14 protein-coding genes are annotated in these 14,282 nt (G+C 70.8%); 2 read left to right on the top strand and 12 right to left on the bottom strand.

Features of this window, described 5'->3' with window-relative positions; translation table 11 throughout:
• Positions 1-50: 50 nt before the first annotated feature.
• From GR130_RS04250 to GR130_RS04275, 6 genes are all read right to left on the bottom strand, one after another.
• A complete protein-coding gene (locus tag GR130_RS04250) occupies positions 51-1,154 on the bottom strand; it encodes a methyltransferase domain-containing protein (RefSeq protein WP_159503454.1) in 1,104 nt (367 codons plus the stop codon).
• A gap of 157 nt (positions 1,155-1,311) precedes the next feature.
• Positions 1,312-1,557, bottom strand: a complete 246-nt coding sequence (locus tag GR130_RS04255; RefSeq protein WP_159503455.1) for a hypothetical protein — start codon at positions 1,555-1,557, stop codon at positions 1,312-1,314.
• A 62-nt stretch (positions 1,558-1,619) separates the two neighbouring features.
• Entirely contained in the window at positions 1,620-2,468 is an 849-nt protein-coding gene (locus GR130_RS04260) for a helix-turn-helix domain-containing protein (protein WP_159503456.1), read from the bottom strand.
• Between the two features lie 17 nt (positions 2,469-2,485).
• The gene (locus GR130_RS04265; RefSeq protein WP_159503457.1) at positions 2,486-3,010 is read right to left on the bottom strand and encodes a DUF6879 family protein; all 525 of its coding nucleotides are present in this window, start codon (positions 3,008-3,010) and stop codon (positions 2,486-2,488) included.
• Positions 2,991-3,224: a hypothetical protein gene (locus GR130_RS04270; RefSeq protein WP_159503458.1), complete on the bottom strand. Its 234-nt coding sequence runs from the start codon at positions 3,222-3,224 to the stop codon at positions 2,991-2,993. Before GR130_RS04270 ends, GR130_RS04265 begins: the two co-directional genes overlap by 20 nt.
• 369 nt (positions 3,225-3,593) lie before the next feature.
• Positions 3,594-4,910, bottom strand: coding sequence for an LCP family protein (locus GR130_RS04275; RefSeq protein ID WP_159503459.1), 1,317 nt, complete (start codon positions 4,908-4,910; stop codon positions 3,594-3,596).
• A gap of 272 nt (positions 4,911-5,182) precedes the next feature.
• On the opposite strand from GR130_RS04275, the gene GR130_RS04280 reads away from it, so the two are divergent.
• Positions 5,183-5,737 carry an acyl-CoA thioesterase gene (locus tag GR130_RS04280; RefSeq protein ID WP_159503460.1) on the top strand — a complete coding sequence of 185 codons (555 nt, stop codon included), beginning with the start codon at positions 5,183-5,185 and terminating at the stop codon, positions 5,735-5,737.
• Between the two features lie 90 nt (positions 5,738-5,827).
• On the opposite strand, the gene GR130_RS04285 is transcribed toward GR130_RS04280, so the two are convergent.
• The 3 genes from GR130_RS04285 to GR130_RS04295 are packed head-to-tail and all read right to left on the bottom strand — an operon-like array spanning position 5,828 to position 8,391.
• On the bottom strand, positions 5,828-6,427 hold the full coding sequence (locus GR130_RS04285; RefSeq protein WP_159503461.1) for a VanZ family protein: 600 nt from the start codon (positions 6,425-6,427) through the stop codon (positions 5,828-5,830).
• Positions 6,428-6,475: 48 nt separating this feature from the next.
• Positions 6,476-6,928, bottom strand: a complete 453-nt coding sequence (locus GR130_RS04290; protein ID WP_159503462.1) for a hypothetical protein — start codon at positions 6,926-6,928, stop codon at positions 6,476-6,478.
• Entirely contained in the window at positions 6,925-8,391 is a 1,467-nt protein-coding gene (locus tag GR130_RS04295; protein ID WP_236572790.1) for an LCP family protein, read from the bottom strand. The genes GR130_RS04290 and GR130_RS04295 overlap by 4 nt, the downstream gene beginning before the upstream one ends.
• A 326-nt stretch (positions 8,392-8,717) precedes the next feature.
• Here GR130_RS04295 and GR130_RS04300 point away from each other — a divergent pair, with 326 nt between their 5' ends.
• Entirely contained in the window at positions 8,718-9,734 is a 1,017-nt protein-coding gene (locus GR130_RS04300; protein ID WP_159503463.1) for a glycosyltransferase family 2 protein, read from the top strand.
• Between the two features lie 127 nt (positions 9,735-9,861).
• On the opposite strand, the gene GR130_RS04305 is transcribed toward GR130_RS04300, so the two are convergent.
• The 3 genes from GR130_RS04305 to GR130_RS04315 form a co-directional block, all read right to left on the bottom strand.
• Positions 9,862-11,691: an LCP family protein gene (locus tag GR130_RS04305; protein ID WP_159503464.1), complete on the bottom strand. Its 1,830-nt coding sequence runs from the start codon at positions 11,689-11,691 to the stop codon at positions 9,862-9,864.
• A gap of 233 nt (positions 11,692-11,924) precedes the next feature.
• Positions 11,925-13,220: an LCP family protein gene (locus GR130_RS04310; protein ID WP_236572791.1), complete on the bottom strand. Its 1,296-nt coding sequence runs from the start codon at positions 13,218-13,220 to the stop codon at positions 11,925-11,927.
• Positions 13,221-13,405: 185 nt separating this feature from the next.
• Entirely contained in the window at positions 13,406-14,164 is a 759-nt protein-coding gene (locus GR130_RS04315) for a TIGR03089 family protein (RefSeq protein WP_159503465.1), read from the bottom strand.
• Positions 14,165-14,282: the final 118 nt, after the last annotated feature.

Below are 14,282 nucleotides of genomic sequence, written 5' to 3' on the forward strand. Positions count from 1 at the left end.
GACAAACCGAGACGCCCCCGCCGAAGCGGGGGTGTCTCTTTGATTAGGGCCTACTTGTGGCCGACGACGTTATGCGGGTCATCCAGCCACACCCGTTGTCCGTCGCCATCGACAGACAGACCGAACCGGGAGCGCTCCGGCTTCCCCAACTCATGCCAACCAAGGAACGCCGTTCGTACTTCATCCCACAGCGCGCGGGGGCCGTACTGCTCTACCTCGTACGCCTCCGCATCGGGGGCGTATTCGACGGTTGCCCACGACTTCCGGTCGTCGGAGAAGAACCACAAGGTGGCGTCCCCGTCGTCGTCCGAGTCACACCAGCGGTACCACGCATCGGTGACACTCAGGCTCGTGAAGAACGCAGGATCGTCCTGGATCACGTTCTGCGGCGCGATGTCGGTACTGCTCTTCTCTCCCTCCTCCTGGTGGTAGATGTCCGTGGTGCGCCCGGCTCCGGCCCGCTGCGTGCGGTCCCACATGAAGGCCGGGTAACCGGAGAACGACCCCTGAGCTTTCCCGTCCACCACATCCAGCGTTGCGTACGAGCCGCTGAAGAAGCTGCTGCCCCAAGGGGTGACGATCCGCCCGTTCGGGCATTGGTCCAGCCACGCTCGCGGGACATCCCGCATGGTGCAGGTACAGATGATCCGGTCGTACGGCGCACCTCGGTGGTGCCCATCGCGACCGTTGCCGAGGATCGTCATCGGGTGGAACCCCGCTCGTTTCAGGTTCCTCGTAGCCGTGGACATGACCGCCGCGTCAATCTCCACGCTGGTCACATTGCTTTCGCCCAGCCGGTGAGACAGCCATGCGGCGTTGTAACCAGTGCCGGTGCCGATCTCCAACACCCGATGGCCCTCCCTCACATCGAGCAGGCCCAGCATTTCGAGCATGATCGACGGCATGGAAGAGGACGACGTGAACAGTCGGAACGTGCCTTCCGGCGTACGCGCCCCGTCATTCACCTGGGTGACGACAGGGGCATCCGAGTAGACCGCGTGCAACCAACTCTCGGGGTCGGTGGTGAAGTCGGCTTCCTCGATGACGTTGGGGATGAAGACTCCCCGATCCACGGAGGCCACAGTGTCTTGCCACTCAGGCGGCAACGCACCCTTGTTCTTCAGCGTCTCCACGAGCCGCTGCTGTGTCGTCATGCGGCCTCACTTCTTCGGCGGCTCGTACGGCTTGGTCGGCCCCGGCGGCTTGTCGCGGTGGCCGTCGCTGCTGGAGGTATCCGGCTTGCCGGAGTGGTCCCCGCCCTTCTTGCCCATCTCTGCCTCACTTCCTATTGATCTTCGATGACATGACGGATCAGAAGCCGTAGCGCATCCGGGCATGCTCCCGAACCCGCTGGTCCATGCCGGGGAATGAGCGTGCATCGAGAGCGTGCGTGAGCTGTGCTTGGAGGACCGAAGCGTCATCGACGCTCAGGAACACTTCCTCCGTAGCGATGTGCACGGGGCCACGGAAGACCATGGCCGAGACCGCGACACGGTCGCCGACCAGACGTGCACCGCCAGTGAGCTTCAGTCTGCGAGGGGCTTCGTCGTCCGTCATGTCAATCACGCTACGGAGCACGGAAGTTGCCGGTCCACGTTGTTGCACGCGGTTGCACGGATTCACGCGAGCGAGTCGATTGCCCTCGTGATGCATGCGCGGGCTTTGGGGCCTCGTACAGCGATCTTCGACAGTTCCCCGAAGGCTTTGAGGTACGTGCGGATTTCGCCGGGGGCCGTCACATTGATCTCTGCCGTCAAGGTCTCCACAGCCACTTGCGCGTCATCGAAGGCGTAGAACGCCTCCAGTGGCCAGACCGTACGACGGGCGCCGAAGGGGATGACTCCGAGCGAGACGTTCGGCTGAGCCATCACGGACAGCAGGTAGCCGAGTTGGCCCGCCATGGCCGCTTCATCACTGACGAGGTAGTAGAGAACCGCTTCTTCAAGCAGCAACGCAAAACGGTGGTCGCCTTCCCTCACTACACGGGAGCGGTCCAGTCGGGCCTGTACGGCGTCCGAAACGTCATCCGGGGTGCCCTGGAAGTTGGTGATGGAGCGCAGGAGGCCCGTTGAGTACTCGGCCGTCTGGAGCATGCCGGGGACGAGGTTCGAGGCGTAGACGCGGAAGTTGCGGGTCCGTTGGTAGAGGGGCACCGTCTGTTCGTGGACCCGTCGCATCCCGTCGCGGTGGATCTGCCGCCACTCCACGTACATGGATTCAGCGTTGCGTGAGGCCGCGATTAGGTCCGCGATCTGATCTTCAGCGTCACAGGCCGTGCACCAGGCCCGAATGTCGGTGTCGGAGGGCGGAGTCTTGCCACGTGCGAGCCGTGAGGACTTCGACTTGTGCCAGCCGCACCGGGCTGCCAGTTCATGCCCCGTAAGCCCGGCGTCCTTCATGATGCCTTGCAACCGGGTTGCGACAGCGGCGCGTGCCGCTTGGGCACTGGAGAGTGGGGACGAGGACATGAACCGGCCGGCCTGCGTCAGACGCTGTACTTCTCGTGCGAGATGGCCCGCTCCCACACAGCTTCGAATGCCGAGGCGCAGAGCTGCGCAACGGCAGGTTCATCGGTCTGGTCGGTGTGGACCCACCGCCCCACCCCATCAAAGATATTGAACTGGACCAACCGGCCATCGAACAGCCAGAAGTCATTTCCAGGCAGGGCCAGGTCTGACGCGTGACGCCGAGGCAGCCAACGGATCTGCTCACCCGCAGCAACGTTCGTGAACGTTCCCGAGTGCTCAAAGCGGATGTAGTCGCTCACGGGCTCGGAGACGATCCGGGCGCGGCGCATCACCACACCCTTACTCGTGACCTCCTGCACGAGGTCGAGCCACGGCCGCCACCACGACTTGCGGTCGTCGGGGTTAAGGCGGTGCCCCTCCCTCCACGCCGCGAACCCTTCGATCTCGTTCTCTACGCCGTAGGCGTCGCGCATCTCCAGATGGACTGCTGACCTCTCAGCCGCCCGGAGCAGGTCAGCAAAGCTAGTCAAGCTCTGCGACATCAAGTGCCTCCCTGATAAGCGGGATCATCCGCTTCGGTACCCGGATCACTGCTTCGTGGTCGGGGATAGGAACATCCACCGAGCTTTCGCTCGTGGTCTGTTCGTCCGCCTTCCATCCCTGGAAGAGGAGATCCTTCGTGTCCTCATCGACCCACACGGCCGGAGAGCCGTGATCCCCGGACTCTGGATCTTTACCGACGAACCGTAGTGCCATGACAACCTCCGCTGTCGAGCGCGTTGCGCCTGGTTGCACGACCCTCACCCTGTGGAGTCGCCCGGGTCAAGAGGGCAGTCTTCGGACTTGGGTACGGGCGGTCGGCGTGTGCATTGGCGCGAGGCGGCGGACAGTGGCATGACCAGGGGAGACTCACTAGCGATCATGGGGGAATCCTGGGGGAGCACCCCTGAGATTGGGTGTTCGTGCAGGTCAGAGCGCTAAATGCCGTAAAGCACGCAGATCTACGAGGGCACGAACCAGGTGCAGCGGATCGTGATGGCCCGCAACCTGCCGTAACGGCCGGCCGCGCACGGCGAAGGCCCCGGACCGCATGCGGTCCGGGGCCTTTCGTGTGCCGTGCCGGGGTCAGTTGTTGCTGGTGACGGTGACCGGCTCGTCGTTGTTCAGCTGCTGGACGAGCTGCTTGAGCTTGGTCTGGTCCCAGACGAGGTTCCCGCCGACGCTGCCGGAGACCGGCATGTTCATCGACTTGCCGTCGCCGCTGGTGACGCCCTTCATCGCGAAGAACATCTGGCCCAGCTCCCACAGGTTCATGTCCTTGTCCACCTTCAGCGTGTCCAGCCCCGCGCCCAGCACCGGGTAGAGCTTGAAGGGGTTGAGGACGGTGCCCGGGGTGGCGGCCTGCTTCGCGATGGTGGCCAGGAACTTCTGCTGGTTCTTGGTGCGCTGCAGGTCCTGGGTGGCGAAGGCGTGCCGGGTCCGGACGAAGGCGAGCGCCTGCGCGCCGTTCAGGGTCTGCGTGCCGGCCTTGAAGTCGGCGCCGGAGTCCTTGTCCTTGAACGCCTGGGGGATGTCCATCTGGACGCCGCCGAGCGCGTCGACGATGTTGGCGAAGCCGGCGAAGCCGATCTCGACGTAGTGGTCGATGTGCAGGTGGGTGTTGTACTCGATCGTGCGGACCAGCAGGTCCGGGCCGTCCATGGCGTAGGTCGCGTTGAGCTTGGTGTGCTTCCCGGTGTCCGGGTACTTCTTGCCGGAGGTCGAGCCGACGTACGAGGGGATCTCGACGTTGGAGTCACGCGGCAGGGAGACCAGCGTGGGGCCGTTGCTGCCGTCGTGCAGGATCAGCATCGAGTCGGTGCGCCCGCCGTCGGTGGGGCCGCCGGTGTGCAGCTTCTGCTTCAGGTCGTCGGTCATGCCCTCGCGGCTGTCCGTGCCGACGATCAGGTAGTTGGTGCCGCTGCCGGCGGCGGGCCGGTCGATGACCTTGCTCAGGTCCACCTCGCGGCGCAGCTTGCCGTTGGCCCATATATACGTGCCGACCGAGGCGACCAGCAGCACCACGACCAGGGTCAGCAGGGTCCACTTGATGCGGCGGCCCCAGCGGGGGCGCGGCCGGCCGCCGTACCCGTCGCCGCCGTACCCGTCGTCACCGTCGTCGCCGCGGCCCCGGCCGCCGCCGTAGACCTGCCCGGTGTTGTAGCCGCTGTCGTAGCCGTTCTCGTAGGCGCCGTAGCCCTGGGACTGCTGCGGCGGTGCGCCGGCCCCGCGGCGCGGGGACATCGAGGGCGGCAGCGGGGGCTCGCGCCGCGGGTAGCCGGAGTCCGCGTCGCGCCGTACCTGGGGCATGGCGCGCGCTCCCTCCGGCTCCGCGCTTCCGCTGCCGCGTCCGTACCGGTTGCCGCTCTGGTCGCCGGACCGTCCTTGGGGCCACTCATTCATACGGGGAAGTGTGCACGCCGGGAGGGGGTGCTCCATAGGGCGGGTGCGGGATCGGGCCAGGGCTGTTGCAGAGCTGATGCAAAGCGACGGAGCCCTACCGGCCCATTCCGCAAGGGGGCTGACCATTCCGGCGGGGCTGCCGGAAGAAGCCATTCCGGATGGTTTCCGGCGGGCGGGGGAGAGGAGCGTCACAGCCCGGGTGCGAGCCATCTCACGCCCGGCCGCGGGCCGCCCCGTACGGTCCCGTACGGCACCCGCTTACGCTGGTCCGCATGACCGACCTCGTCACCAACAGCCCGGAGGACGGCCTCGCGGGCAAGCCCACCTCCGTCTCCCGCACCACGCTGTCGCACATCATGACCGCGGCCGACACCAACCTCCTCGGGACGGTGCACGGCGGCGTGATCATGAAACTGGTCGACGACGCGGCGGGCGCGGTGGCCGGCCGCCACTCCGGCGGCCCCGCGGTGACCGCGTCGATGGACGAGATGGCGTTCCTCGAACCGGTCCGGGTCGGCGACCTCGTCCACGTGAAAGCCCAGGTGAACTGGACCGGCCGCTCCTCCATGGAGGTCGGCGTCCGCGTCCTGGCCGAGCGCTGGAACGAATCCAGCCCCGCCCAGCAGGTCGGCTCCGCCTACCTGGTCTTCGCCGCCGTCGACGAACAGGGCAAGCCCCGCACGGTGCCGCCGGTGATCCCCGAGACGGAGCGCGACAAGCGCCGCTACCAGGAAGCGCAGATCCGCCGCACGCACCGGCTGGCCCGCCGCCGCGCCATCAGGGAACTGCGCGAGCGGCGCGCCGCCGAGGGGCTCGACGAGGCGTAGCGCCCGACCCGCCGGACCGACCCGCCGGGGACCGACCCCGGACCGGCGCCCCGGCCAGGGCCTGTCCGGTGGGTCAGGGACGGAAAGGCCCTACACCTCCTCCGGCGCCGCCGCCGCGGTCCGCACCGGCCGGGCCGGCGGCGTCCGGCGGAGCAGCACCGCCGCCGCCGGCTTCGCGAGCAGGGCCAGCGCCGCGCCGAGGACGGTACCGGCCGCCGCGCACAGCACATCGTCGATGTCCGCGACCCGCCCGGCCCGCATCAGCAGCTGCCCCGCCTCGATGGCCACACACAACCCCACCCCGAGCAGGAACGACCCGGCCGCCGACCAGCGCGGTGCGGCGAACCGCAGCAGCAGCGGCACCGGCACGAACAGCAGGGTGTTGGCGATCTGCCGCCGTACCAGCATCTCGACCTCACCGGGCTCCAGCTGGGCCCCCAGGTCGAGCAGCCCCTCGCCGGGGCGCCACCAGATCGTCGCGTCGCCGGACCCGATCGGCTGGGTGGGGGCGAGGGTCACCACCAGCATCATCAGCAGCCAGCCCGCCAGCAGCACGCCCGCGGCGGTCCGCGGGGCGCGCCGGTGCGGGGCGCGGGCGGACCACAGGGCGAGGCCGAGGGCCAGCGCCAGTGCCGCGAGGAGGAAGAGCGCCACCGTGGTGGGGGTGATGCCCAGGACGACCTGCCACACGCTCCGCACGCACCTTTCAGGACTTCGGGACACCGGGCCGGCCCCGGGTCAGTCGCAGCTCCACTTGGTGACGAAGACCGTCTCCGCGTGTTCCATGACGCCCCGGATGCACTCGTCCGGCAGCATCTCCACCCGGCCGCTCAGCCGGAGGGCGCCGCCCCGGGTCCGTCCGGTGCCGAACCAGCCGGGGAACGCGGTGATCCGGGAGTTCTTGCGCTGGTAGCCGAGCCGTACGGCGATCTCGCCGGGCACGGTGCCGTCCCGCCGGTAGCTCGCCGTGTAGGTGCCGGCCGCGCCGACCGGGCCGCGCAGGCACAGCTGCCCCCGGACCAGGTCCCCGCAGCCGGTGGGCGCGGCGGGGGCCGGCGGGGTGGCCGCCGCAGTGGCCGCGATCAGGGACAGCGCCGCGACCACGGCCGCGGTGTGGCTCACCCGGCGCCGCCCGTACGGCCGGCCCGGGGGCCGGCCGGGCGCGGTGCGGCGGGGCGCGGGGACGGTCATGGGCACACCGCCTGGTCGCCGGTGATCGCCCCGAGGGTGCCCGGGGCCCGGTCCGGCTCCGCGGCCCGCACCGGCCGCACCGCCCGCTGGTCCCGGCCCACCGTCACCCGCATCACCGCCCCCTGCCCGGCCACCGGGCGCAGCCTGGCGCCGGGCAGCGCGGCGGCCAGCGACCGGGCCGAGCGGTCCCAGTGCGGGTCGTACGTGATGACCGTGTGCGCCACCGGACGACCGGGCGCGGCGCCGCCCCGCGTGCCGGTGGCGGCGAAGCCGCTGGCGCGCAGCGCGCGGGCCGCCGCGGCCGCCGTGCCGCGCCGGCCGCTGCCGTCGTCGACCTGCACCTGGATCCGGTGCGGCGGTACGTCCACGGCCGGGGCCTTCGCCTTCGCCGGGTCCGTGGCCGGTGCGAACGGCCGGTCCTCGCGGATCGCCCGGAACAGCTTCGGCGCCGCCACCGGGTCCCAGCGCACCGTCGAGCCGAGGCCCGGCAGCGTCTCGGCCTCGCCCTGCAGCGGCACCGAGGCGTACTCCGTGGACTGTGTGCGCAGACCGCGCAGCGCCTGCCCGAGGTCGGTCAGGTCGCCGCCCCCGAAGCCCGCGTCGGCCCGTACCGACCGGAGCACCGCGTCCGCCACGCCCTTGAAGCGGACCGGGTTCATCAGCACCCCGGACGAGGTGATCCGCTGCAGCAGCGAGGCCAGGAAGCGCTGCTGCCGCTGCATCCGGCCCAGGTCCGCCGAGGCGTCGAGGTGCCGCGAGCGGACGTACTGGAGCGCCTGGCCCCCGTTGAGCAGCGACCTGCCGGCCGGCAGGTCCAGGCCCGAATAGCGGTCCTTGAGCGGTCGCACGGTGCAGATCTCGACCCCGCCGACCGCGTCCACGGTCCGCATGAAGGTGGTGAAGTCGATCTCCAGGTAGTGGTCGAGGTGCACCCCCGTCATCCGCTCGACGGTCTGCACGGTGAGGCCGGGGCCGCCCTCCGCGTAGGCCGCGTTGAGCTTGATCGCGTGCTGGGGACGGAGCCGGCCACCGGCTTCCCGCCGGGCCGGCACCTCGGCGTACGAGTCGCGCGGCAGGCTGACGACCCCGGCCCGGCTCCGGTCGGCGGAGAGGTGCACCAGCATCAGGGTGTCGGTGCAGTGGCACGGGTCGCCGCCCAGGTGGAACCTCCGCTTCTGCGCGTCGGTCAGCTTGTCCCGCCCGTCCGTGCCGACGACCAGGAAGTTCAGACCGTCGCCGCCCCGGGGCCGGTTGCGCATCCCCTTGAAGGCGTCCACCCGGCCGATGCCGGTCTCGACACCGGTGACCATCGCGTGCCCGACGCCGCTCGCGGACAGCAGCAGGGCGGTCGCGACGGCGCTGATCCGCAGCCCCCAGCGCCGGACCGGGAGGCGCAGGAACCTGCGCTCGGGCCGCGGGCGCCGGCCCGGAACGGTGGGGGTCGAGGAGGACGGCGCGGTCACGGGGCACCTCCGCGGGTGGACGGGGACGGGCCGCGGAAGGCCGGTGCGTATGTCGCGGCCGGGGCGCGGTGCGGTGCGGATCGGGAGAGGACCAGGCGTGTCCCGACGGGGAGGGAGCGGATCTCGATGGGAACGAAACGGTCTTGTTCACCGTACGTCAATACGATCTACCGCAAAGCCGCACACACCGGGCATCTGTCGACCGGCCACCCGGTTGCCGTCCGTGACTGTCCCCCGTTCGCGGTACCGTGAGGCGGAATACCGCAGTCTCCCGGCGGGCGCTGCCGCCCAGAGCGGCTCGCCGCGGGCCGTACCCCCGAGGAACCATGCCCCAGCAGCAGCTCCCGGCCGTCTCCGTGATCATGCCGGTGCTCAATGAGGAACGTCACCTGCGCAATTCGGTCCGGCACATCCTGGAGCAGGAGTACGCCGGCGAGATGGAGGTGGTGATCGCCCTCGGCCCGTCCACGGACCGTACGGACGAGATCGCCGCGGAACTCGTCCGCGAGGACTCCCGGGTGCACACCGTCCCGAACCCGACGGGCCGCACCCCCGCCGCGCTGAACGCCGCGATCAAGGCGTCCCGGCACCCGATCGTCGTCCGCGTCGACGGCCACGGCATGCTCTCCCCGAACTACATCGCCACCGCCGTACGCCTCCTGGAGGAGACCGGCGCCGCCAACGTGGGCGGCATCATGCACGCCGAGGGCGAGAACGCCTGGGAGGACGCGGTCGCCGCCGCGATGACCTCCAGGATCGGCGTGGGCAACGCCGCGTTCCACACGGGCGGGCAGGCGGGCCCCGCCGAGACGGTGTACCTGGGGGTCTTCCGGCGCGAGGCGCTGGAGCAACAGGGCGGCTACAACGAGGAGTTCATCCGCGCCCAGGACTGGGAGCTGAACTTCCGGATCCGGGAGGCCGGCGGGCGGATCTGGTTCTCGCCGGAGCTGAAGGTCCAGTACCGGCCGCGGCCGAGCATCAAGGCGCTGGCCAAGCAGTACAAGGACTACGGGAAGTGGCGGCACGTCGTCGCCCGCTACCACTCCGGATCGATCAACCTGCGCTACCTCGCCCCGCCGACCGCGGTGTGCGCCATCGCGGCCGGCGTGGTGGTCGGCGCGGCGGTCACGCCCTGGGGCTTCGTCATCCCGGCCGGCTACCTGGCCGCCATCGCCGCGGGATCGCTGCCGGCCGGCAACGGCCTGTCCCTGAAGGCCCGCGCGCAGATCCCGGTGGCGCTGGCCACCATGCACATGTCCTGGGGCGTGGGCTTCCTGACCAGCCCCCGATCCCTCGCGAAGAGGGTCATCGCCAGCCGCCGCCCGGCGGTGGTGACGCCGTAGGGCAACCGCCCCTGCTCCACTGCTTGTTCGGGCCTGCCAGGCACCCCGCCGCGCCGCATCCGGCGCTCTCGGGGGGCGTCCGGTCCGCCGTGCGCGCGGCGGACCGGACGGTCGGCGGGCCGCCGGGTCACTTCGCGCAGATGTTCTTGTCGTCCGCGTTGACGTGCTGGACCCCGTCCGGGGTCTCGGTCGGTGCCTCGATCGGGGTGCCCGGCGCCGTGAAGTCCTTGCCGAGGACCAGCTTCATCGGCACCCGCGGGCCGGCGTTCTGCGCGCTCTGCTTCAGGGCGCTCTTCGGCAGGCCCATCCAGTCGGCCAGGGTGGCGGCCTGGTCGGCCTGGTTGGGGGCGTATTCGAGACGGGTGGCGGCCAACTTCTCCGAGGCGTTGCCGGCGTTGGTGGAGAGCCTGGCGGCCTTGGAGTTCTGGAGCCAGTCCACGGTCTCCTGCGCCGAGCCGAACGGCCCGCCGCCGTTGGTGACATCGACCCGGACGAGCTGCGGCGGGGCCTTCTTGACCGGCGCGGGCTTGGCGCCGCCCTTGCCCTTGGCGGCGTCCTTGGACAGCGTGTGGTCCTGCTGCACCATCTGGAACAGCGGCTCGGCCCTGGCCTTGTCGAGTATGACGGTGGCCTTGTCGCGGGGGTTGTCGAGCACCGGCACGGTGGCGAAGGTGATCTTGTTCAGGTCGACCTTCTTCAGGTCGTTGCCGAAGTCCAGCAGCTTGCTCGCGCTGCCGATGCCGGTGTCCACGGTCAGCGCCTTGGTGGCCGCCTGCGCGATGTCCAGCAGCTTGCCGGGGCTGCTGAACGCGCTGGACTTCAGCTTGCGGATCAGCGACCCGACGAACTGCTGCTGGAGCTGAATACGGCTCAGATCGCTGCCGGTGCCCACGGAGTGCCGGGTCCGTACGAACGCCAGCGCCTGCTCGCCCTTGACGACATGGCGGCCCGCCGACAGCTTCAGATGCGACTTCGGGTCGTCGATGTCCTTGCCGGCGCACACCTCGACGCCGTCCACCGCGTTGGACAGCTCCTTGACGGCGTTGAAGTCGGCCATCATGAAGTGACTGACTTTCACCCCGGTCAGCTTCTCGACGGTGCGCCAGGTGCACCCCGGGTCCCGGCCCTCCTGCCCCAGGCTGGTGTTGAAGCGCACCTTGTGCTCGCCGGGGATGGTCTTCGTCGAACCGTCCTTCTGCTTCGTCGGGCAGTCCGGGATGTCGGTCACCAGGTCGCGCGGGATGCTCAGCGCCGTCGCGTTGGACCGGTCCTTGGACACGTGCATCAGGATCGTGGTGTCCGCGTGCCCGACGCTGCCGTCGTCGCCGTACCCCTCGTTGCCCTTCTTCCCGTCCCGGGCGTCGGTGCCGATGATGAGGAGATTGACCGGGCCGTCGGTGACCGCGGCGTTCTCCTCGCCGACGTCGACCTTGGAGATGTTGCCGTCCAGCTGCTGGTAGACGATGTACGCGGCACCGCAGCCGGCGACCAGAACGAAGCCCACCACACCGGCCGTCCAGTGCAGCGCCCGTTTCTTCCCGGACTTCTTCGGTTTGCGTTTACGGCGGCCGACCGGGCCCGCCGCCGTCGCCGCCCGTCCGCCGGCCCGGCGCGCCGCCCGGCCGCCGGCGGCAGCCCCGTCGGGGCCGGCGCCGTCCGCGCCCTCGCCGTCGGCAGCGGCACCGTCAGCGCCGTTGCCGACGGCACCGGTACGGGCGGCCTCCGGTTTCCGGCCCGCGCGCTGGGTCGGCAGCGGGCGGGTGTCGGTGTCGCCGCCCCCGCCGGCGGAACTCCCCGGGGCACGTCTGCCGGGCGCCTTGCGGTCGGCGGGCCGAGCGGGGGCCTGACCCGCCGGGCCGAGCCGCAGCTCGTAGTTGCCGGTGCTCGGATCGAGCACCCACTGATCGGCGGGGTCGACGTTGTCGTCGTCCGCCTGCCCACGGCCTTGCGCGTCCACGGTGCCTTGAGTCCTCCGTCGGTACCACGCGGCGCCATTCCCTCAAGGCGCTCGGTCGGTCGATGTGCGTATACGTGGTTCGGTACATGGTCATCGGCCCGCCGGGCGGACCGGATCGCTCACACTATCCGCCCAGTTCAGCGCCAAACGGCGCCCGTGACAAATTCCACTTCCCTACAACTGGGCAATCCCCCCGATATCTTCGCCCCGCCGGGTCCGCGATCCGGCGTCCTTTATTGGCAGTTACCGTGTTCCGCCGTGCTCCCCGGAAAGGTCGGCACGGAACCCTCCGCGGGCGCCGAACTCCCTGCGGGCGTCGTCCTTTCCCGCCCGCCGCCGGCCTTGCCGTCCGACGCCCCCGCGGTCCCCTGCTGCGCCACCGCCACCGGACGGTCGGCGCGCAACCGCCCGAAGAGCCGGTCCGCGTCCGGCTGCACGAGCTCATCGCGATTGGCGTCGTAGCGGTACGCGGTCTGCGGCACGGTCAGAAACTGCACATGGGCGATGGGAATACCGCGCATACTGCGGACCAATTCGTACATGCCCCGGAGCGAGGCCAGTCCCGCGTCCGTCGTCAGCGAACTCGTCGCGGCGTCCATCACCGGATACAGCCGCATCGGATTGAGCAGTACGCCATTGCTCTGCACTTTCTTCACCAGCGCACCCAGGAAGTGCTGTTGGCGCACCATCCGCTGGGTGTCGCTGCCGTCGCCCAGGGACTTGCGGGCCCGCACGAAGCCGAGCGCGGCCTCGCCGTGCAGCGTCTGGCGGCCCGCCGGCAGCGTAAGGCGCGCCTCGTCGTCCTTGATGGGCCGCGGCAGGCACACCTCGACCCCGTGCACCGCGTCCACCATGGTCTTGAAGCCGGTGAAGTCCACGATGATGTAGTGGTCGACGCGGATGCGGGTCATCGCCTCGACCGTACGGATCGTGCAGCCCGCACCGGCGAACGCGAACGCCCAGTTGAACTGCACCGTCTGCGGCGGCGTCTGCGTCCCGTCGGAGCGCCGGCAGTGCGGCACCCGCACCATCAGGTCCCGCGGGATGCTGACCGCCGTCGCGCTCTTCCGGTTCGCCGCCAGGTGCAGCAGGATCGTGGTGTCCGAGCGCTGGGTGCCGCTGTCCACCCCGTATTCCCCGTTGCCGCCGCCGCGGTTGTCGGAACCGATCAGCAGGATGTTCTGCGCGCCGTTCGCGCCCGCCGGGGGCCGCTCCGACTCGTACTCCTCCAACTCGCGCTCGGTGGCGCTGTCGGAACGGATGTTGCCGTCCAGCCGCGTGTAGACGGCCCAGCCCAGACCCGCCAACGCCAGCACCGCGACGGTCAGCGCGAGCGCCGCCGCCCGCAGCCAGCGGCGGTGCCGTGCCGGCGGGGTGCGCGGCGGGCCCGGACGGTCCGTCGCCAGCAGCCCGGCGCGGCGCTCGGGCCAGCCCGCGAAGCGCTGCCGCCCGCGGGGGCCCGCCGCCCTCGGCGCATCGCCCCCGGACGGACGCCGGCGGTCGGAAGGGGTCCCGGGGCTCTCGGTCACGTGTGCGTCCATCCCTCACGGAGTCGGCGGCGCCCCCGCGCACGGGGCCGCCGCCGGGAGGGAGACCGCCGGACCCCGCACGGGAGGCCCGTACGCACGGGGCGTACGTACACCGAGCATGGACCGCGGTGGGCCGCCCGGCCCGTCCGGCGGGATCCCCGGTCCGCCGGACGGGGGAGCGCGCCTCAGGAGAGCGGCGCGGTGAAGCCGACCTTCTCGGCCGACTCGCGGGTGGCGGCGCCCTCCGCGCCCAACTGCTCCAGATGGCGGCAGAGCACCACGGAACCCCCCGCCGCCAGCGGCGCGTACAGCCCGTACGACAGGCCCCGCCAGCTGTCGTACGGCAGCCCCGACAGCACCCGGGGCGCCGCCGGCATCCCGGCGTCCCGGGCATCGGCCAGCGCCCGCGCCCCGATGCCCGCACCGGTCAGCTCCTCGCCGCCGACCACCAGCGCCGGCGCACCCGGGTCCACCGGCGCGAACGGCGCGAACCGGTCGCCCTGCCCCGGCACCTCCACGGCATAGTCGGCGAAGCCCGCCGGCGGCTGCGGGAACCGGCCCCCCAGCGGACGCAGCGCCAGCGCCACCCGCTCCCCGGAACAGGCGCGCGCCGCCTCCAGCGTGTCCGGGCCGCTGACGACGAGATCGGCCGCGGCCGGATCGCCGCCCACCTCCGCCACCACACCCACCGACGAGCAGGCCAGCAGCCACACGGCGGTCTGCCAGTGGGCGGGCAGCAGCAGCGCGAGCCGGTCGCCGGGCTCGGCGGCCAGGTCTCCCTGAAGGTAGTTGGCGGTCTTCGCCACCCAATTGGCGAAGGTCGCGACGGACAGTTCCACGCGCTCGCCGGTGGCGTCGTCGTAGAAGGTCACCAGCGGGCGGGCCGGGTCCGCGGCCAGCGCGGAACCCAGCAGGTCGGCGGGGGTGCGATCGATGGCGTTCATCGCGGCCAGAGTACGCGCGGCGGTGGCTGACGGTGAGTCGGGTACGGCGCGGACCGGCCACCGGATCGGCCGATGCCCCGTCAGCTCAGCGTTGGCGGGTTCCCGCCGGGCGTGCCCA

The sequence above is a fragment of the Streptomyces sp. GS7 genome (assembly GCF_009834125.1).
In the GTDB taxonomy this organism is placed as follows: Bacteria; Actinomycetota; Actinomycetes; order Streptomycetales; family Streptomycetaceae; genus Streptomyces.